Raw genomic sequence first — 20,226 nt, 5'->3', positions numbered from 1 at the left:
TTTTATGAACAGTTTTAATCAATATTCTTGTGCATTGGCTCAAGCAATACGTCAAGGGGTTGTAAGAAAAAAACTCACATCTTTTTTTTCACGCCCAACTAACCATGAAGACATTATAAATTCACACAAGACCCGCCAACAGCGTGGACATAAAATTCTTGACAGCGTATATAACTGGAACTTAGCTGAAAGCGACGATATGAACCGGATTGGGAGACCTTTCATGAGCAAAAGCGCAATAGATACCGGAATCTTGTTGGAAACAGGAACCAATGAACTCGAAATCCTCGAGTTCTATATTAATGAAATCCGTAAAGAAGGCGAAGAACCTGTTCCCAACTTCTTTGGAATAAACGTGGCCAAGGTCATGCAAGTCATCGAGACACCAAACCTCGATCCGCCGGAATCAGCCCCCCATCCTTCTTTCATGGGGACCATTCCCTTGCGTGATCTGATCCTTCCGGTGCTTGACTTGTCTGTCTGGCTGGAACTCGACATGCCAAAAACCGAACGGGATATCGTCATCGTGACGGAATTCAGCAAATCGGTTACCGGCTTCCTGGTTTCTGGTGTCACGGAAATTCACCGTGTGGGCTGGGGTGAAGTCATTCCTCCCTCAAACATCATTTCCAGTAATACCGACGCCATTATCGGCCTGATCGACAAGGGCGACTATTTCGTCCAACTTCTCGATCTGGAAACCATTCTCACACAATTCGAACCCGCAAGTGGCGAAGAAGCCGCTGTCTCGGACACCCGCTACAACGTGCTCATAGCCGACGACTCCGCCACGATCCGCGCCATGATCAAACAAAACCTCTCGGAAGCAAACTTCAATCCGATTATGACGACCAACGGAGACGAGGCCCTGCGCACCATCTGGGAACTCCGCGACAAGGCCAAAACCGAAGGCAAAGCGATCAACGAATACGTCGATATCGTTATCTCGGACATCGAAATGCCACTTATGGATGGATTCAGTCTGACCAAGAACATCAAGGACGACCCACTTTTGCAAGACCTTCCCGTAATACTGTACTCTTCTATTATTACGAAAGAACTCAAGCACAAAGGCGATTCGGTCGGTGCAGACAGGCAGATATCCAAACCAGATCTGCACACCATTCCCCAAATCGCAATCAACCTCATCGAAGGTGGCATAGATTGATTCAACGCGGTGACGAAGTCCTCGAAATCTTCTTAGAAGAAACAGCCGAACGGCTCGACTCCATCGAGTCGGGCCTTTTGCATTTGGAAGAATGTGGCCTGGATTGCGATCCTGAAACTATCAATTCAATCTTTCGTGACGCCCACTCTGTCAAAGCCGGCGCCAATCTGCTCGAACTCTCCACCATCGAAGAATTGGCGCACAAACTGGAAAACGTGTTGGAAATGATTCGAAAAAGCCAACTCACACCAAGCGAACTTATCATCACTGCATCGCTTGAATCCATCGATAAACTCCGTGAACTCATCGAGAATATCGAAAATAGCGACACCATCTCCATCCGACTTCACAAGCACATGCTGGACGTCGCAACACAAAAGACACTCGCCGAGCAATAAAAAGGTGGGGTCACCTATTTTTTAAGAATGTCTCCGACGGCCAAAGGGGGAACCTCTTGGAAGAGGTTCCCCCTTTGGATTCCCCCTCCAGAACTTCTTATCGCGCCTTCGGCGAGGCTCTACGACATCGTTTGAGTAGGATTGAAGAAATGGGAAAATCAAAAAAATTACAATGACAAGAAACAATGAGTTTCAAAATCTTTGCGCAACATTCTTGCAAAATATTAATGACTTAAAGAATGTCTCCGACGGCCAAAGGGGGAACCTCTTGGAAGAGGTTCCCCCTTTGGATGCCCCCTCCAGAACTTTTTATCGCGCCTTCGGCGAAGCTCTACGACATCGTTTGAGTGAGATTGAAGAAATGGAATAAAAAGAAATCAAAAAAAAGCCATCACAGCCACAAAGTCTGTAAAAAATTTAATTTTTTACAACGTTCTCCCAAAACCGCATGAACTTTCGCTGCCGACAGCTTCGAGCGAAGCGAGCGACAAAAAGTTTCGGGGAGTCCAGAGACCCCTTTTCAAAGGGGTCTTTGGCAGGTCCAGGACAGCGTCCTGGTCCCGCTGAAGGCGCCCGCCGGGAGGCCCCCCCCAAGTAAAACTTAATTCTTGGTCATGTTGAGTAAATCCTGTGCTTCGCTCATCTGTGAAAAGGAGGTATTCTTAAAGACTTCGCTTTCGATGGCACGGACAAATTCTTCGTAATTCATGAGTCGGAAATCGATCATGATTCCCTTGATTTTAAAATACATTTCCAGAAAGGCCAAGAGTGGGTCATCTGACAAGATCTTGGCCAATTCGGGACCACCAGTCAAAGAAGTAAAGGGTTTGTTCATCCCGCCAAGATAGAACATGTCCAATCCACTTTTACCGTCAGTAATGATGCCGAGCAGATTGAAAGTGTGCAACTTTGCGATGAATTCTTCTGTCAGATTAGGGAATTGCAGGAGGTCCTGCTTGGGGAACATTCCAGCAAAAACCAACTGACCACTTTCTTCAGCCATGGTGTGACGAAAAACATGTTCATCGTGATTCTTCCGGGCAGCCTTCACCGTTTCGTACACATCACAGGCGAAAGCGAGTTTCAGCTCCTGTAAGACCTTCTCATCCATTGTTATCTCCACAGCTATATGATTCCGTACAAAGGCCCGCCCTTTGCGCCAAGGGCATCAATCCGTTTTTCCACATCCGGGTCTGGGTCGAGCGGCGGTGCATGATACGTCTTGAGCCGAGCGTCCACTAAAATGGCCGTGTCAGCTCCCCAATGCTTGGCATGGGTAAATCCACCCACCCCGTATATGTCAGTCGCCGGGTCAGAGCGAGTAAACGTCACCCATAAGAAATTTTCCCAATTCTTTGCCGTGAATCCAGCGTTGTCAGCAACAACAATCATGGGGAACTTCTCAAGACCTCGAACAGCCTTCAACCGTTCACCAATACGGTCCAACGCCGGGTCTTGCTGATCGCGCTTACGCCGATGTTTTGGGCCTTTGAGAATCAAAATTCCGGGCGCAAAGACCCGCGGATCACGGAAACCGCGTGGCAATTCAATACCGGAAGGCAATTCCGTGCCAAGCTCTCGCTTGACTGCTCCGGCTGCGGCAAAGATCAACTTGGACCCCTGATTCAAACTGATACCGGAATAATCCAGGGTATCAATGGTCGTCCGGGTAATGAAATGCAAATCACGCTTCAAATCAACGCGCTCCAACATATGCCGGAAAAATCCGGGAATGTCATGACACGTCGCGCCGCTGTCCATGTCCTCTCGAGCGGCGATCAGAACGTATTTGGATAACGATGTCTGGGTGTTGCCTAATAAGGACAAGGCATTCGTCAACAATTCCTGGGGCTGCCGCTCCTTGGCATACGGGACATATCGTTCACTGCCGACGGCCAAAAGCAAGGGATGGACACCGGCCGCGTCCACCGCATGAACTTCGTGAACTCCGGCAAAAACAGACGGCACAAGGTCAGCGGTCAATTCATGAATGAACTGACCAAACATGGTATCTTCCTGCGGCGGACGGCCAACCGTGGTGAATGGCCAAATCGCATCGTTACGGTGGTACACCTTGTCCACTTTGAGGACAGGAAAATCATGGGCAAGACTGTAATAGCCCAAATGATCGCCAAACGGGCCTTCGGGTTTTTCCACCCCATCCAGCATTGTTCCACAAATACAAAAATCGGCCTGAGAAGAAATCGGCAACTCGCCCTTGCGTTGAATCATGGGAATACGGTGCCCGGCCATGGCTCCGGCAAAAAACAATTCAGGCAAACCCTCGGGAAGTGGCATGACAGCGGCCAAAGTCATGGCCGGAGCGCCGCCCACAAAGATATTCACCTTGAGCGGTTTTCCCGAGCGTAAAGCCTGGGCGTGATGATGCCCGATGCCTCGATGGATTTGATAATGCAGCCCGATTTCCTCATCCGGGACATATTCATTGCCCGTGAGCTGAACGCGATACATACCCATGTTTGACCGGGTACACCCAGGCGCATCAGGCTCTTCGGTGTAGACTTGCGGCAAGGTGACATACCCACCACCATCCATGGGCCAGGAAACAAGGTGCGGCAAAGAAGAAATAACGGTTTCATTATCCATGACCGGACCGGAAGAAACCCGTCGGGGGATGGTATGAAATCCTGTCAGAGGCGCGCCGAGATACTTCAGGGGATGTTTAAGGGCTTCCAAAGGATGCAATTTGAGCTTCATCAACCGTTCTACCATATCAATGGTGTCACTGAAAATGAACCGCATCCGTTCCATGGTCCCAAAGATATTGGCAGCCATCGGGAAACGACACCCTTTCACATGGTTGAAAAGCAGAGCCGGACCTCCGGCCTGAAAAACCCGTCGTTGAATCGCACCTATTTCGATAGTGGCGTCCATGCACGCATCAATGCGAACCAATTCCCCTTTGGCTTCGAGTGCGTCAAGGCACTCGCGAGTATTCTTGTATCCCATGAGATTCCCGTTTTGTTACATGTGGCGCATTAATCTAGACGGAAAAAAAAGAAAAGTTAAGCGGAGATTCACAATGGCCGAGAACCGGCCTCCAGATATGATATCATGAGTTACTAAAGATTTGGCATCTGCCAAACGCACTCGAATTGGAGCGTGTCATGCTGCCTGAAAAAGGATTTGGTTCCCCCTTCAAGCGGCTTCATTTTTCGAGATGCACGATTACGGCAGGTGTTACAAAATTCTTTCGGATACGGACAAATAAGACAATACGGCCTAAAATCATCACACGTCAAAGAATTCCAAGGCCGCCTGTGTCCAAGAACACATCGTTTATGGAAGAAAACGCATTCGTGACATTTGTTTGAAATAGGTTTCACTGTCCGCATCAAAGCCCCTCCATAATCAAAACTCACAGCGTGTACTGCACCATACCATTCTTTTTTTTTGAATTATAATTTCAAAAAACACACCGGTTACACTTCTTTCTCGAATTGCCCCATCGTCAGCCCCTTTCATCCTTTCCCAACACACCAGAGAATCTCTTAACCAACCGTAAGGCTCCAAAAATCAATACCTTGGTATAACACGTCTTCTCACAAAAAGAAGATCGTGCGTACCGGTCATTTTGCACTTGTGCAAATAGTTCACACAAAGTATATGCATCCCAAATAATCAAAAAGGATATCCGCCGTGAAAAAAGCCCTTATTACACTGTTCATTATAGTTCTTACCGCTGCAAGCTCCCCTGCAATGGCAACCTCTCCTCTCTCTTTTTCATCTGGAGCAGGGGCCATGTCCATCACGGTTGACATCGCCATTGCCAAGGGTTTCATTCAGGATACCGACACTCAAATGGTTGTCTACAAAAACGGCATTGACGCCTTGAACGCCTTCCTCGATGGGACCGTGGATATCGGAACAACCTCACCCAACACCATCATCTTTTCCGACCAATTCGACCCGAAAAAACATGCCATTGTCGGCACGATTTCTTACACGGACAATCAGTTGAAACTGCTCACGAGAAACGCTTCCGGTATCACTCAATTTTCCGATATCAAAGGGAAAAAGGTCGCGGTCATAGGGGCATTCGACCACTTTGCTCTTTACAAGCAACTGAGCTTCAATGGTATCCCGCAAGATGCGGTCACGGTTGTCACCATGAGCAAAAAACAGATGCCCATCGCCATTGCAGCCGGACAGGTTGACGCGGTCTTCCAACATGGCAAACCTATCGAAAGTTCGAAAAAAGCCCTTGGCAAAGGGAAATGGAAAGTTTTCCAAAGTCAAAACATGGCTCGGAAACTTCTCGTATTGATGATGAATCGAAAAATGATCAAACAGCATCCCAATATGGTCAACAAAGTTTTCAAAGGGATATTGAAAGCCCAGGAATTCTTGAAGACACACCCTGAAGAATGCATTGAAATCGTCTCGAAATCAAAGAACTATCCCCTGCCAAAAGCCCAGGAAGCCATCGAAGAAATCACCTATGACCTCAAGTTGCGTCAATCCCTGCTTCTGGCCATGGAAACCATGGAAACATGGGCCATTGACAAGCATTTCGTCGAGCGAGAAACTTCACGCAATTACTTCGATTATGTCGATCCAAAACCACTCAAAAAAGCGGCTCCTGATGCAGTCACTTTCATTCATTAGACATGAAAATCAAAGCACAACTTTCAATACTCTTTGCGATTGTCATTCTCGCGTTGACGGCGTTTGCCGTGACCTTTGTCACGACAAGCAGCTCGATTGGCGAAGCCATTGCAGATAGCCATCAGGCGTATGATTTAACACGCGACGCATCCACGCTGTATAGGATCTCTGCCGAATTGACGAAGGACAATCATATCCGCATCAAAAGGCAATGGGATATCGTGATGGAAAAGATTCATCATGATCTCGACATGCAACCCAAAAGAGTTGCGTCCTATGTCTCGTCGATGAAAACAGAACTCAAAAAGGTTAATGATGCCTTTCAAACGACAATCCGCACATACCGCACAGGTGGCACCGACATTTCCGAAAAGGAATACAATACAGTTCAATATTACAACCGCACACAACTTGCGCTGATACTCAATGCACTCGTGACAAAGGCCAATATCATGGCCCAAAGCACGTACCTGTATATCGAACACATCCGGACACAAAGGATGGTGTATCTTTTTGCCATAGGAATAGTGAGTATCTTTTTCATTGTGATATGGCTGACTGTTTTCTGGAAAGCCATCATGATCCCACTTCGTAAAATATACCTCGCGACCAAGATCGTTTCGACAGGTGACATCAAAAAACGCATTGAAACAACCGAGGCTCACGATGAACTCAATATGTTGTTGATCTCATTCAATGCGATGCTTGATCGGCTTCAACAATTGACAGTTTCCCGTAAACGGTTGCTCAATGCAACGGAAAAGGAACAGGCACGCATCGGACGAGAACTGCACGACGGGATCACTCAGACATTGATCGGGGTCCGGCTCAAACTGGAACTGTTGTCAAAGGACATGACGAATAAGGCGGAGGTGTTGCCTAACGTCATCCAGCATCTCAGCCAGGCTCACGAAGAGATCCAATCCATTGTCAAGGACCTGCATCCTGCGATTCTGGATGAACGAGGCTTGAAAGATGCCTTGCGATGGTTTTTTAACCATTCCCTGCATCCGAAAAGTACCGTTTCCCTGAAATGCACAAACGAAACGATTCCGAACACGCTCTACATTCCCATCTTCCGCATTGTTCAGGAAGCAAGTAATAACGCCCAACGGCATGGAAACGCGACGAGCATCGACGTTGCAATACAATGCCTTGACGACGGCGTTCACATCTCAATCTCGGATGATGGACAGGGTTTTATCCTTGAAAAGGCACGACTGGGAAACGGAATTATCAACATTCGTGAACGGGTCGAGGCCGAAGGCGGGACTGTTTCCATAGAAAGCGACATAGGCAAAGGGTGTACGATCAATGCCCGATTCCCCTTTCCAACAGCATAAAATCATGTTTTCAAAGGCCCTGCCAATTCCGGTGGGGTCTTTTCTTTTATCTCACGCCTTCAAAAAAGTGTAAAAACTCGTGAAGACTCAAACACTTACAACAACGAAACGGCGAGAAAAAGAGAAAGAGGGGAAAAAAAGAAAAAGACTCACGCGCAATATGCACGTAAGTCCATGATTTCTATGGCGGGCTATACAAGATTCGAACTTGTGACTTCTTGCTCCGGAGGCAAGCACTCTATCCAGCTGAGCTAATAGCCCGTGAGAAGGTGTAGCTATACTCCACACACTTCTTTGTCAAGGCTCGACCCGTCTCTCGGAAAAAAGAATTGAAAAAAAGATGAAATACCCATCTGTTCTTTTCACTTGCAAAAAAGTCTAAAAAAAGTCTATATGGCAAAAAGACATTTCAGTAGGAAAACAATGACAAAAAAACGCATCATACTCGCAGTCAGCGGGGCAAGCGGCACATTGTACGCAGCCTCACTGGTCAACGCCCTTGGTCACCGAAACGACATTGAATTGCATGTCATCATTTCTGATGCAGCCAAAAAAGTCCTGACTCTCGAAACAGACTTTTCCATGGACGCGCTGACTCACGGAGCCTCTGCCGTCCATGCCGCAGATGATATTGCGGCCCCACCCGCCAGCGGTTCATGGCGGCACAGCGGCATGATTATCTGCCCTTGCTCCATGGCGACCCTGTCCGCTGTGGCGACTGGCTTCGGTCACACACTCATTCATCGGGCTGCCGATGTGACGCTCAAGGAACGGAAAAAACTCATTCTGGTGCCGCGAGAAGCGCCCTACTCCATTATCCATTTGGAAAACATGCTCACGGTCGCCAAGGCCGGAGCTGTGATAGTACCGGCAAGTCCGGGCTTTTACCATCGTCCGGCAACCATCGAGGACATGGCCAATCATCTGGCCGGCCGAATTCTCGATCAATTGGACATCCCCCACGAGCTGTTCACACGGTGGGGAGAAAAGGAGTCATAGAATGGAGATCACATGGTTCGGTCACGCAAATTTCAGACTCAAAACCGCTGACACAACGGTGTTCATTGATCCGTTTTTCGTCGGCAACCCCAGTGCGACCACATCATACAAGGACATTCAGGACTGTTCACTCATTCTGGTCACACACGACCACACGGACCACATCGGACAGGCACTGGAATTGGCCATCAAACACGATGCCGAAGTCGTAGCCATTTTTGACGTCATTCAGGAACTCATCGGCCTCGGTCTCCCTGAACACCTCGGGGTCGGCATGAACATTGGTGGGACTGTCACCCGACACGGGCTGGACATCAAAATGGTCCAAGCCATGCATTCCGCTGCAACGGGCTCTCCGGCCGGGTTCATCATCACCGACTCAGACGGACTCTGTATCTACAACTCAGGGGACACCGGATTGTTTGGTGACATGGAACTATTCGGCAAATTTCATGATATCGATATCGCCATGCTGCCAATCGGCGGACGATTCACCATGGACGCCAAACAGGCCGCCTATGCCTGCAAATTGCTCGGCTGCAAAAAAATCATCCCGCAACATTGGGGAACATGGCCCATTCTGGATCAAAACACCCAAGCCATGGCCGAACAACTGGCCCTGACTGCTCCAGACACTGAGCTTTTGACGTTGGCGATAGATACGCCCTTCGAAATCTAGCCTTTTCTCGATGCCTTAAGCGACTGCAAGGCCGTGTGAATACTCTCTGCGCGTTTCCGGCCAATACCGGGCAACGCACGAATCGTTGCGCTCTCGGCTTCGAGCATATCATCAAGAGAAGCGAAGCGATCCCACAGAATCCGAGCTGTTTTCGGGCCAATTCCGGGCAATGACGTCAACTCACTGCTCAGGACCGCCTTTTTCCGCGATTTGCGCTGACGTCCGATCACAAAGCGGTGCGCGGCATCCCGCATTTTCTGCAAGAAAAGCAACTCGGCACTGCCAGGCTTGAGCGGCATGGGATTCTTGCGGCCCGGTCGAAAAATGAAATCGCCCAATTCCCCGGCCCGACGGGATTCCCCCTTGGCAATGGAAGCCAGTTCCCAACAGCCATCATCGACACATTTGGCCAAGGCCGCTTCAACGGCGGAAAGTTGTCCCCGTCCCCCATCAAGGAGCACCAAATCCGGCCATGGCGGACCGGATTCGATCCGACGTTTGGCCCAAGCCGCAAGAGCGGCATAATCATCGCCCGTCCCATCCAACTCGGGAAAGGCATATATCCGTGAAGCTTCCGGATTTCGTCGCCCATCCTCGAAAACCACCTGCCCGACCCGCATATTCGAACCCGACAAATGAGACGCGTCAATGCACTCGATTCTCACCGGCTCCTCGGACAAGCGCAAAACCTTCTGCAACCGGGTTGAGATGGTCTCTTTCCTTTCACGGGCCTGCGCCGCCACACTCCGCGCCAATCCGATCAACTGTTTTTCCTTGGTCGTCTGCGGCAAGACAATACGCACACTCCCGACACCCCGTTCGGCCAAGACTTCGGAAAGCGGTGAATCTTCGCAGTCATAGGGCGCAAGAATCATGGAAGGAATAAATCGCCCCGGCCCATAAAACTGGGCAATGAAACTTTCCACAACCTCGGGACCTTCATCCAATGTCAGGCCGGGCCAAAAAAACTGCTTTTCATCAAGAAGCCGCCCCTGACGCACAAACAGCACCCCCAGCCCAAGTCCCTGATCGCTTTGGGCCAAGCCGATCACGTCTCGATCACGATTGTCATGAATGACCGCCACCTGTCCTTCCACGGTCTTTTTCACCGCCCGAATCTGATCGCGAAAAACAGCAGCCTTTTCAAACGCCATGATCTTTGACGCAGCTTTCATCTGCCGGGTCAACGAATCCACCAGTTCCGAACTGCGACCGGACAATAACATTTCCACTCGCTGAACCATATCATTATATAAAGAGCGATCCACGTCTTTCACACAGGGCGCCCAGCATTGATGGATGTCGTAGTACAAACAAGGCCGAACCCGATTCTTGAACGTCGTATCCGTACACTTTCGGAGGGGAAAGACCTTCCCCAACAATTTCCACACGGTTCGGGCTGCGGATGCGGAGGTGAACGGGCCGAAATAGACCGATCCATCGCGCACGACTTTACGGGTAATTGAAAGACGCGGGAATTCCGCCTGTTTATCCAGCTTGAACAAGGCGTATTGTTTATCGTCCTTGAGCACGATGTTATATCGGGGACGATGCTTTTTGATCAGCCCTGACTCAAGAAGCAACGCCTCCTTTTCGGTACTGGTCAACAAGATATCAATGGATCGAATATGACTGACCAACGCAGCGGTCTTGGGCGTATGCTTGTCAAGAGCCCGGAAATAGGACGCCAGCCGCTTCCGCAACCGCTTGGCCTTGCCAACATACAGAATACGCCCTGCGTCATTCTTCATCAGATAGACCCCGGGCGTATCCGGAAAATCAGCGGCCAAAAATTTGAACTTCGGCTCTATGTGGGGGATATTTTTTTTCAACAAGCTTTCTCCTGAAATCAAGTATACGGCATTTTGATCAACAAATCATCTTCCGATAAAATATTCACAACACCTTGAAATATGGAATTATCCGAATAGAATTCGCCTTTACGAAGCGTCATTGTCGATAGAGTAAAAAAAATTATACTTTTTCCTCTTTTTTTCATTGTGATACTTGTCAAAACAGCTGAAATACGATATTCGGAAACAAGTTAAGGCGTTCCTTTGGTTTCAAATTGCAAAAAAAGGAAGATTTATTATGAAACGTTTGACTCTGCTCGCAGTCGCCCTGACCATGGTCTTGGGCATGGCTGCAACGTCATTCGCAGCTCCCGAAGTTACCATTTCCGGTAACGTTCTGGTGAACGCTGTATGGCGCGACAACTGGGACTTCGCTAGCGGCAACGATGGCGTCGAGAAATCCAGTAAAGAAATGAACATTCGTGAACGTGCTGACCTGTATTTCACCGTCACCGCAAACGAAAATTTGAAAGCCGTTCTTGGCTTCCGGTCCGTCCGTGGCGACTGGGGTCAGGCAGGCATGCTCGCCGACTCCTCCGGTGGAACTCCTTCCGAGAACACCATTGGTCTGCGTGATGCATACATCGACTTCAACTGGCCTGGTACATCCGTGAACGTGAAAGCCGGTCTCATGCCCATCGGCCTGCCCGCCGCTGTTGGTGGCGCCAGCATGGTTCACAATGCCCGCACCACTGGTGTGTTGGTCAGCTCCCCGATCACTGACAACGTCAGCATCCTCGCTGGCTTTGCCCGTGCAGGTGATGCAAATGACGACGCTTCTGTAAGCAAAACCGACGATTCCGTTATTGATAACTGGATCGTTGCTCTGCCTTTGAATTTCGAAGGCTTCGCAATGTCTCCGTACTTCATGTATGCCCCCATGGGTGTCAATGCTGGCTTGGCTGCTGATGCAGCTGTTGTCGGCCTGACCAACCGCGCATACAGTGGACAAACTCCCTCCATTTATGACGCTGATGCTATTAAGAGTGCATGGTGGCTCGGTACTGATTTCACCATGTCCATGTTCGATCCTTTCGTCCTGAAAGCTGACCTGAACTATGGTACAGTTGATGGCGAAAAAGAAATCTATGACCGTTCCGGTTGGTTGTTCGACATCGCTTTGGACTACACTGGTTTCGATTTCATGAACCTGTCCCTGACCTACGCCTACACCACTGGTGAAGACGACGACGCGACCAATGGTTCCGAACGTCTGCCCGTGCTGATTAATGACTGGGCAATCGGTTCCTTCTGGTTCGGCGGTGGCTTGATCACCGGTGATGATCTGGATAGCGATTCCGACAACATTGGTTTCCACGCTGTTGCTCTGTCCGCGACCGGCATCCAGTCCTTCGCTGAAGGCCTGACTCATGATGCACACATCGTGTACGCTAAGGGTACCAACGACAAGAAGATGACCGGAAAGGTCTATGGTGCGACTCTGACCGAAGAAGACGCCATGTGGGAAGTTGACTTCAACACCATGTACAAGATTTATGACGAATTGACTCTGTATAATGGTATTGGCTACATCAATCTGGACTACGACAAAGACACTTGGGCTACTGGTGCTGATAGCAATGGCGACGGTGGCGACGCTTGGAAGTTCCAGCTTGGTATGGTCTACCAGTTCTAATCTCATTAGAACACGCTTAAGCATAACTGCTTAAATCACCAAGGAACGTCAGAGGGCCGGGGAATGCAAACCCCGGCCCTCTTTTTATGCCCACTTCAAGAATCAAATACCGAGAAGTGGAAACACCTACTCTCTGACATGAGCCATACCCTATGGACACTTTTTGAACGTCCTGCTCACCTCTCCTCTAAGCCCCCCCCTTCATTCCATATCCCTCCTTCCAGAGTCAGCAACGAGGTGGCGGACAAAAACAAATTTCAACAATCAAACGACACCCTCTCCAAACCAACAGCCATAAAGACTTCAACCAAGCCTTTCTTGGTCATTCTCCTAATGGATTCAATAACCACCCTCCACGACACACCACACAGCCTAGCCTCTCCTCACAACGAATTTAAATGGCCCCACTTCTCGACACGCTCACCAAGACAGCACTCCTTGACAAAAGGCCTGTAGCGGTCGCCATTTCCTTCACTCTTTCCCACTTCTAACAGGGTCGCATTGCACAACAAAAGCTCTCAAAAAAACAACAGACAAAAATTTTGAACTTTACCACTCCAGAAGTGTCGTTTTTTTGCAACAGTTTTACAATATTTTACATAAAAGCCCGTACCAATTAATAGATACTAATCTGATATGAAATTGCGTAAATAGCAATTTTGTTTCATTATTATAATATTTTTTGCATAAAACAATTCATTTTTTATACGGTAAAAAAATTTATACTTTTTTCGACTTTCACGGCCTATTTTCTTGCCAAAAGGAAACTCATGCGATAGGAAAAGGCTCGATTGAGGCGTTCCCTTGGTTTTTGAATTGCAAAAAAAGGAAGATTTATAATGAAACGTTTGACTCTGCTTGCAGTTGCCCTGACCATGGTCCTGGGCATGGCTGCAACGTCTTTCGCAGCTCCCGAAGTTACCATTTCCGGTAACGTTCTGGTCAACGCTGTATGGCGTGACAACTGGGACTTCGCTGCTGGTAACGACAATGTTGCCAAATCCGAAAAAGAAATGAACATCCGTCAGCGTGCTGACCTGTACTTCACCGTCACCGCTAACGAGAACCTGAAAGCTGTCATCGGCTTCCGCTCCGTCCGTGGCGACTGGGGTCAGGGTGGCATGATGGCTGATGAGTCCGGTTCCGGCGCAGCCAACACCATTGACCTGCGTGATGCTTACCTGGACTTCAACTGGCCCGGCACTTCCGTCAACGTGAAAGCCGGTCTCATGCCCATCGGCCTGCCCGCCGCTGTTGGTGGCGCCAGCATGATCCTGAATGCCCGCACCACTGGTGTGTTGGTGAGCTCCCCGATCACTGAGAACATCAGTGTTCTTGGTGGCTTCGCTCGTGCTGCCGATGGCAACACCGATGCTGCTGTTTCCGCTTCCGACGATTCCGCTATTGATAACTGGATCGTTGCTCTGCCCATGAACTTCGAAGGCTTTTCCGTGTCTCCGTTCTTCATGTATGCCCCCATGGGCGTCAATGCTGGTGGCACTGCTAACGCAATCGCCGGCATGACCAACCAGACCGCTGGTGCAACTCCTGTTGACGGCATCGAAAACGCATGGTGGGCTGGTTCCAGCTTCGCTATGACCATGTTCGATCCCTTCGTTGTCTCCGCTGACCTGAACTACGGTTCCGTGTCCGGCGACAAAGAACAGTACGACCGTTCCGGTTGGTTGTTCGACGTTGCAGTTGATTACACTGGCTTCGATTTCATGAACCTGTCCCTGACCTACGCCTACACCACTGGTGAAGACGACGACGCAACCAACGGTTCCGAGCGTCTGCCTTCCCAGATCAACGACTGGGCTATCGGCTCCTTCTGGTTCGGCGGTGGCTTGATCACCGGTGATGACCTTGACAGCGACAAAGACAACATCGGTTTCCACACCGTTGCCTTGTCCGCTACTGGCATCCAGTCCTTCGCTGAAGGCCTGACTCACGATGCTCACATCGTGTACGCCAAGGGTACCAACGACAAGAAAATGGCCAACAAAGTCTACGGTGCTACTCTGACCGAAGACGACGCTATGTGGGAAGTTGACTTCAACACCATGTACAAAATCTACGACGAATTGACCATGTACAACGGCATCGGTTACGTCAATCTCGACCTCGACGAAGACGCTTGGGGTGCTGAGAAAGACGGCGGCGACGCTTGGAAATTCCAGATCGGCATGGTCTACCAGTTCTAAGTTCGCTTAGAACATTAAGCGCTAACGCTTAATCGCCAAGGAACGCCAGAGGGCCGGGGAGTGCAAACCCCGGTCCTCTTTTTATTTTCTACATTCACTCGTTACATCGAAAAAGTATGAAAAGACTCATTTCCCGTTCGGGAATCTCCGCTGTCAGACTCGACTTTTGACACACCCTCCGCTACTATCCAGCACTTGGACATCAACTCTCACTCGAATAGAGGTCACCATGCCGTGTAGAGCATTGAACTATACAACTCGCAACGATTGGCAGGCCATCCGCGAATGGCTCGATCAACGCAAAGACCCGGACACCAAAGTGGACACCCTGGTCCGGGATATCCTGAACACCGTCAAAGAACGTGGCGATGACGCCCTGGTGGAATATACCCGCAAATTTGATTGCGATTCGCAGGAAAAAGCGGACATTCGTGTTCCGAAAGAGGCTCTGAAAGCGGCTTTGGCCGCCATCCCGGACACCGATGTGGCCATTCTTGAAGAATCCATCCAGCGCGTTCGGACCTTTCATACCAACCAAAAAGAAAAATCCTGGTGGACCACGGACGCTGACGGCACCATTCTCGGCCAAATGGTTCGCCCTATCGAACGCGTTGGTCTGTATGTCCCCGGCGGACAAGGCGGTGAAACACCACTCATTTCCAGCCTCATCATGAATGCGGTCCCGGCACAGGTGGCCGGTGTCGGTTCCATTGCCGTCACCTCTCCCCCACGAAAAGACGGGACGCTGAACCCACATATTCTCGCCACCGCCGCCCTCCTCGGATTGGACGAAATCTATCTGGCCGGATCGGCATGGGCCATTGCCGCGCTGGCATACGGCACGGAGACGATTGCTCCATGCGACATGCTGGCTGGTCCCGGCAATATCTTTGTTGCCACCGCCAAATCGCAATTGATTGGACACGTCGGCATCGACATGGTTGCCGGTCCCAGTGAAATAGCCATTTTAGCCGACGATTCCGCCACGCCGGAATGGGTTGCGGCAGACATGCTCTCCCAGGCTGAACACGATCCATTGGCCGCAGCCATCCTTGTCACACCGAGCACCGAACTGGCTGCCAACGTCAAAAAGGAATTGGTCGAACAATGCGCCCGGTTACCTCGCAAGGATATCGCCTCGAAATCCCTCACAAATTGGGGGGCTATCATAACGGTTCCAGACCTGAAAACCGGCGCGAACCTGATCAACCTGCTCGCTCCCGAACATCTGGAGCTTTCGATTGCTGACCCGTGGTCCATGCTCGGCTCGATCCACCATGCCGGAGCCATTTTCATGGGACACACTGCGCCTGAACCAGTAGGAGACTACTTTGCCGGACCGAACCATGTGTTGCCGACCCTGCGCACAGTCCGATTTTCATCCGCATTGTCCGTGCAGAATTTCTGCAAAAAATCCAGTGTGATCGCAACCAGTGCGAACTATGTTTCCGAACACGGTGACAAAATCGCCCGGCTGGCTCGGCTGGAAGGCCTTGAAGCCCACGCCCGAAGCGTGGAACAACGCATCAAATAACCGTCCATTACTATAAATATAGAGAGAGGGAAGACTCATGGCAGGCGTTCTGGAAACCAATATCACCGAATATCCACTCATTTCCAAAGGAAAAGTCCGCGACATCTACGAGATTGACGCTGACACGTTGCTCCTCGTGACAACGGATCGGCTCTCCGCATTCGACGTAGTCATGCCCGACCCCATCAAAGACAAGGGAAAAGTTCTGAATCAGATCACCCTCTTCTGGATGAAAATGATGGAAGACCTGGTTCCCAACCACATTCTCGCCACAAATGTGGATGACTATCCCGAACCGTTGCACAAATACAAAGCGATGCTTCAAGACCGGAGCGTCTTGGCCAAAAAGGCCAAACCGCTTCCCATCGAGTGTATCGTCCGCGGCTTTATCACCGGTTCTGGCTGGAAAGACTATCAGAAAACCGGCACGGTCTGCGGCCACGACCTGCCCGCCAATCTGAAAGAATCCGAAATGCTGGAGACAGCCCTCTTCACGCCCTCCACCAAAGCGGAAATCGGCGACCACGATGAAAACATCACGCTCGCTCAGGCAGCGGACCTGCTTGGGGAGGAAATGCTGCGCAAGGTTGAAAAACTGACGCTGGATATCTACACCCGCGCCCGTGATTACGCCAAAGAACGCGGCATCCTCATTGCCGATACCAAATTTGAATTCGGCTTGCTGGATGATGAACTCATCTTCATCGATGAAGCTCTGACCCCGGATTCTTCCCGATTCTGGCCTGAAGCAGGATATGAACCAGGCCAGCCACAACCCAGTTTTGACAAGCAGTATTTCCGTGACTGGTTGGAGGAAATCGGATTCAACAAGCAACCGCCAGCACCCCGGATTCCCGAGGATATCGCCGCTCAAACCAGAGCCAACTACCTGAAAGCCTACAAAATGCTGACAGGAGAAGACCTCAACGTATAGGAGACGCATATGCCGGAATGGGTACAACTCATCGGATTGGTCGCCCTTGGCTTGGTGATCGGACGAATGGTCCGAGGCAAACTCGGTGGAGGCGGTTGAGGCCCTTCGAATGATCGCTGCGGCTGGACGCCGCCCAAAGAAGACGAAACAGAGACTTCAAAGAAGAAATAGGCTTCCCGTTCCGACTTGACAGGTACGGTAAATACACCTATTTATCTTCTCTTGCCTTGCCCTCCTCCAAACTGTGGAGCAGGGCCAATGACCAAAAGGAGAATTAAAGAATGGCTAACAACTACGAGACGCTCGTGCTTCTCTCCCCGGAGTTGGCTGAGGAAAACAGGAAAGAACTCCTGGAAACCCTCACCACCATCGTGGATCGTGAAGGCGGCAAAATGGTTGAGACCGATGATTGGGGCATGCGCCAACTGGCCTACCCCGTCCAAAAGCAGACCCGTGGATACTATGTACGCCTCGTGTACACCGCTCCCGGTGCACTGGTTGCCGAACTGGAACGCAACATCCGCATCACCGACGGCATCTTCAAATTCATGACCGTCAAACTGGCTGCCTAGGAGGTTTCACTATGGCATTTCGCAAAAAATTCACCCCGAGGAAAAAGTTCTGCCGCTTTTGCGCGGACAAAGAGCTGCCTTTGGATTACAAGCGCCCTGATATCCTTCGCGATTTCGTCACTGAACGCGGCAAGATCATTGCCCGTCGCATCACTGGCACCTGTGCCAAGCATCAGCGTCGATTGACCAACGAAATCAAGCGCGCCCGTCAGATGGCTCTCCTGTTCTACACCACCGTTCACAGCACTGATGTGAAAAAGCGTAGCTCCATGTAGGGGGGAGGACATATGAAACTTATTTTACGCGCCGATGTCGATTCTCTGGGTCGCCTCGGAGACATCGTTACCGTTAAGGACGGCTACGGCCGCAACTACCTGATTCCTCAGGGACTTGCCAAGCCTGCCACCAAAGCCAACCTGAAAGCTTTTGAGCTGGAACGCCGCAAGCTGCAGGAACAGGCTGATTCACTTCGCACCCGGGCTCAGGGCCTGGCAGACAAAATCGCCGCCACTCCGGTTTCCATCGAAGTGCGCGTTGGTGATGGCGACAAGCTGTACGGCTCTGTCACCACATCCAACATTGGCGACGCCATGGAAGCTGCTGGCATCGATATTGATCGCCGCAAAATCCTGCTGCCCGATCCCATTCGTGCCTTGGGCGAATATGATATCGAAATCCGGCTGCACCCCGATGTGCGCGGCGAGCTGAAGCTCTCCGTCCTCCGTCACGGTGGTCCGGTTGTCGAAGACATTGAAGAACCCGCCGAAGAAAAGGTTGAGGCCGTTGAGGAATCCGTAGAGAATGCCGAAAACGCCGAAACAACAGAGGCCTAAATCAGGCCGATATGACGCTCATCAGGAGGAGACCCTCGATAGGGTCTCCTCCGATCTCGTCCGTAAAGTTCCCCCACATTCTCTGGATGCGGAGCAAGCCGTTCTCGGTGGTGTTTTCCAATCCGAAAGCATGTTTCATCAACTGGTGGACCTTGTAAATTCAGACGATTTCTATTCACCTGCCCATCGAGATATATTCAAAGCTTTCACCGAACTGTACGACTCGCACAAACCGATTGACGTCGTCACGGTTGCCAACCAGCTCGAACAGGATGGCACGCTCGATTCTGTCGGAGGTCCAGTGTACCTCGCGGAACTGTCCGATTCAGTCATCAGTGCCAGTAATGCGCTGTATCATGGTCAAATTGTTCGTGATAAATGTATCCTACGTCGGCTCATAGATATTTCCGGCGGCATCATTTCCAACTGTTTTTCATCCCGTGACGTCAACGAAGTCCTGGACGAATCAGAAAAAGAAATTTTCAAGATCGCGCAAAGCAAAGAAATGCGCGGCATGATGCCCAGCAACCAGCTCATCAACAAAGTCTTTGAAGAGCTGCAAGCAAAATTCAATAACAAATCAGCCGTCACAGGCATTCAGACCCATTATACGGAATTCGACAACATGACCGCCGGGTTGCAGAACTCGGACCTCATTATCATCGCTGGTCGTCCCTCCATGGGTAAAACGGCATTTGCCCTGAACGTCGCCCTCCGAGCCGCGGCTCGTTCCGAATGTCCCACCGCTGTTTTTTCATTGGAAATGAGCATGGAACAGTTGATGACCCGCCTGCTTGCTGTGCAAAGCAAAGTCCACCTCAGCAACTTGAGAACCGGTTTTCTTGAAGATCAGGACTGGTTGGACTTGCAGGATGCGGCCGACGTCATCACCAATGCACCAATTTTCATCGACGATACCCCCGCCCTGTCTACCTTGGAATTGCAGGCCCGTTGCCGTCGGCTCAAGGCCGAACACAATTTGGGATTGGTGGTCGTTGATTACCTCCAGCTCATGCGCTCCAGTGCCCGACCGGACTCTCGCGAGCAGGAAATTTCTGATATTTCCCGACACCTCAAAGCACTGGCCAAAGAATTGAACATCCCGGTCATCGCCTTGTCACAGCTCAACCGTAAAGTTGAAGAACGCACAGACAAACATCCCATGATGTCCGACCTCCGTGAATCAGGCGCTATCGAACAGGATGCTGACATCATTATTTTTCTTTACCGGGATGCCGCATACAACAAGAGCGAGGATAACCCGCTCAAGAACCAGGCTGAAATTATCATCGGCAAGCAGCGTAACGGCCCCACAGGCCGATGCGAATTATTCTTTCAAAAAGAATTCACTGCATTCGAGAACATGGACGCCACGGTGTATCCATCAGAACTTCCCGAAGGATTTCACGAAGAAAACAACTAACCTCAAGCACAAGCGAATATC

General features: G+C 50.3%; 17 protein-coding genes and 1 tRNA gene. 14 read left to right on the top strand and 4 right to left on the bottom strand.

The genetic code is table 11. From position 1 onward, the window contains the following. Nucleotides 1-223 precede the first annotated feature (223 nt). A complete protein-coding gene (locus GO013_RS07935; RefSeq protein ID WP_163809916.1) occupies nt 224-1,168 on the top strand; it encodes a chemotaxis protein in 945 nt (314 codons plus the stop codon). Next, nucleotides 1,165-1,566: an Hpt domain-containing protein gene (locus GO013_RS07930; protein WP_203529458.1), complete on the top strand. Its 402-nt coding sequence runs from the start codon at nt 1,165-1,167 to the stop codon at nt 1,564-1,566. The genes GO013_RS07935 and GO013_RS07930 overlap by 4 nt, the downstream gene beginning before the upstream one ends. Before the next feature lie 601 nt (nt 1,567-2,167). Here the strand turns inward: GO013_RS07930 and GO013_RS07925 are convergent. Continuing rightward, nucleotides 2,168-2,677, bottom strand: a complete 510-nt coding sequence (locus tag GO013_RS07925) for a hypothetical protein (protein ID WP_163809915.1) — start codon at nt 2,675-2,677, stop codon at nt 2,168-2,170. A gap of 14 nt (nt 2,678-2,691) precedes the next feature. Beyond that, nucleotides 2,692-4,536, bottom strand: coding sequence for a UbiD family decarboxylase (locus GO013_RS07920; protein WP_163809913.1), 1,845 nt, complete (start codon nt 4,534-4,536; stop codon nt 2,692-2,694). 792 nt (nt 4,537-5,328) lie between these two features. On the opposite strand from GO013_RS07920, the gene GO013_RS07915 reads away from it, so the two are divergent. After that, a complete protein-coding gene (locus GO013_RS07915; protein WP_163809911.1) occupies nt 5,329-6,195 on the top strand; it encodes an ABC transporter substrate-binding protein in 867 nt (288 codons plus the stop codon). 2 nt (nt 6,196-6,197) lie between these two features. Beyond that, nucleotides 6,198-7,538: a sensor histidine kinase gene (locus GO013_RS07910; protein ID WP_163809909.1), complete on the top strand. Its 1,341-nt coding sequence runs from the start codon at nt 6,198-6,200 to the stop codon at nt 7,536-7,538. Between the two features lie 184 nt (nt 7,539-7,722). Here GO013_RS07910 and GO013_RS07905 read toward each other — a convergent pair. Further along, nucleotides 7,723-7,799 (bottom strand) — tRNA-Arg (locus GO013_RS07905). Nucleotides 7,800-7,961: 162 nt separating this feature from the next. Between GO013_RS07905 and GO013_RS07900 the strand changes: the two genes are divergently transcribed. After that, nucleotides 7,962-8,537 carry a UbiX family flavin prenyltransferase gene (locus GO013_RS07900; protein ID WP_163809908.1) on the top strand — a complete coding sequence of 192 codons (576 nt, stop codon included), beginning with the start codon at nt 7,962-7,964 and terminating at the stop codon, nt 8,535-8,537. 1 nt (nt 8,538) lies between these two features. Beyond that, nucleotides 8,539-9,216 (top strand): metal-dependent hydrolase, encoded by a 678-nt coding sequence (locus GO013_RS07895; protein WP_163809906.1) that lies wholly within the window; start codon nt 8,539-8,541, stop codon nt 9,214-9,216. Here the strand turns inward: GO013_RS07895 and uvrC are convergent. Further along, nucleotides 9,213-11,051 (bottom strand): excinuclease ABC subunit UvrC, encoded by a 1,839-nt coding sequence (gene uvrC / locus GO013_RS07890; RefSeq protein ID WP_275406341.1) that lies wholly within the window; start codon nt 11,049-11,051, stop codon nt 9,213-9,215. The two genes, GO013_RS07895 and uvrC, sit on opposite strands and share 4 nt — an antisense overlap. Before the next feature lie 256 nt (nt 11,052-11,307). On the opposite strand from uvrC, the gene GO013_RS07885 reads away from it, so the two are divergent. From GO013_RS07885 to dnaB, 8 genes are all read left to right on the top strand, one after another. After that, entirely contained in the window at nt 11,308-12,705 is a 1,398-nt protein-coding gene (locus GO013_RS07885; RefSeq protein ID WP_163809903.1) for an outer membrane homotrimeric porin, read from the top strand. An 839-nt stretch (nt 12,706-13,544) separates the two neighbouring features. Then, a complete protein-coding gene (locus GO013_RS07880; RefSeq protein ID WP_163809901.1) occupies nt 13,545-14,909 on the top strand; it encodes an outer membrane homotrimeric porin in 1,365 nt (454 codons plus the stop codon). A gap of 229 nt (nt 14,910-15,138) precedes the next feature. Then, a complete protein-coding gene (gene hisD / locus GO013_RS07875) occupies nt 15,139-16,443 on the top strand; it encodes a histidinol dehydrogenase (RefSeq protein ID WP_163809899.1) in 1,305 nt (434 codons plus the stop codon). A gap of 37 nt (nt 16,444-16,480) precedes the next feature. Beyond that, entirely contained in the window at nt 16,481-17,377 is an 897-nt protein-coding gene (locus GO013_RS07870) for a phosphoribosylaminoimidazolesuccinocarboxamide synthase (protein ID WP_163809897.1), read from the top strand. Nucleotides 17,378-17,658: 281 nt separating this feature from the next. Next, on the top strand, nt 17,659-17,949 hold the full coding sequence (gene rpsF, locus GO013_RS07865; RefSeq protein ID WP_163809895.1) for a 30S ribosomal protein S6: 291 nt from the start codon (nt 17,659-17,661) through the stop codon (nt 17,947-17,949). A gap of 11 nt (nt 17,950-17,960) precedes the next feature. Beyond that, a complete protein-coding gene (rpsR, locus tag GO013_RS07860) occupies nt 17,961-18,224 on the top strand; it encodes a 30S ribosomal protein S18 (RefSeq protein WP_128327797.1) in 264 nt (87 codons plus the stop codon). A 12-nt stretch (nt 18,225-18,236) separates the two neighbouring features. Next, nucleotides 18,237-18,782, top strand: a complete 546-nt coding sequence (gene rplI, locus GO013_RS07855; RefSeq protein ID WP_163809893.1) for a 50S ribosomal protein L9 — start codon at nt 18,237-18,239, stop codon at nt 18,780-18,782. Further along, on the top strand, nt 18,751-20,205 hold the full coding sequence (dnaB, locus tag GO013_RS07850) for a replicative DNA helicase (protein WP_163809891.1): 1,455 nt from the start codon (nt 18,751-18,753) through the stop codon (nt 20,203-20,205). The genes rplI and dnaB overlap by 32 nt, the downstream gene beginning before the upstream one ends. Nucleotides 20,206-20,226: the final 21 nt, after the last annotated feature.

This window comes from Pseudodesulfovibrio sp. JC047, assembly GCF_010468615.1.
Taxonomy (GTDB): Bacteria; Desulfobacterota; Desulfovibrionia; order Desulfovibrionales; family Desulfovibrionaceae; genus Pseudodesulfovibrio.
Note: the sequence above shows the minus strand (reverse complement) of the source record. Positions and strands in the feature narration are given on the sequence as shown.

Bases quoted from the DNA above. Each gene is read 5' to 3' on its own strand.
- GO013_RS07935 (WP_163809916.1), top strand. From the start codon at position 224: ATGAGCAAAAGCGCAATAGATACCGGAATCTTGTTGGAAACAGGAACC.
- GO013_RS07925 (WP_163809915.1), bottom strand. From the start codon at position 2,677: ATGGATGAGAAGGTCTTACAGGAGCTGAAACTCGCTTTCGCCTGTGAT.
- GO013_RS07920 (WP_163809913.1), bottom strand. From the start codon at position 4,536: ATGGGATACAAGAATACTCGCGAGTGCCTTGACGCACTCGAAGCCAAA.
- GO013_RS07915 (WP_163809911.1), top strand. From the start codon at position 5,329: ATGTCCATCACGGTTGACATCGCCATTGCCAAGGGTTTCATTCAGGAT.
- GO013_RS07910 (WP_163809909.1), top strand. From the start codon at position 6,198: ATGAAAATCAAAGCACAACTTTCAATACTCTTTGCGATTGTCATTCTC.
- GO013_RS07900 (WP_163809908.1), top strand. From the start codon at position 7,962: ATGACAAAAAAACGCATCATACTCGCAGTCAGCGGGGCAAGCGGCACA.
- GO013_RS07895 (WP_163809906.1), top strand. From the start codon at position 8,539: ATGGAGATCACATGGTTCGGTCACGCAAATTTCAGACTCAAAACCGCT.
- GO013_RS07885 (WP_163809903.1), top strand. From the start codon at position 11,308: ATGAAACGTTTGACTCTGCTCGCAGTCGCCCTGACCATGGTCTTGGGC.
- GO013_RS07880 (WP_163809901.1), top strand. From the start codon at position 13,545: ATGAAACGTTTGACTCTGCTTGCAGTTGCCCTGACCATGGTCCTGGGC.
- hisD (WP_163809899.1), top strand. From the start codon at position 15,139: ATGCCGTGTAGAGCATTGAACTATACAACTCGCAACGATTGGCAGGCC.
- GO013_RS07870 (WP_163809897.1), top strand. From the start codon at position 16,481: ATGGCAGGCGTTCTGGAAACCAATATCACCGAATATCCACTCATTTCC.
- rpsF (WP_163809895.1), top strand. From the start codon at position 17,659: ATGGCTAACAACTACGAGACGCTCGTGCTTCTCTCCCCGGAGTTGGCT.
- rpsR (WP_128327797.1), top strand. From the start codon at position 17,961: ATGGCATTTCGCAAAAAATTCACCCCGAGGAAAAAGTTCTGCCGCTTT.
- rplI (WP_163809893.1), top strand. From the start codon at position 18,237: ATGAAACTTATTTTACGCGCCGATGTCGATTCTCTGGGTCGCCTCGGA.
- dnaB (WP_163809891.1), top strand. From the start codon at position 18,751: ATGCCGAAAACGCCGAAACAACAGAGGCCTAAATCAGGCCGATATGAC.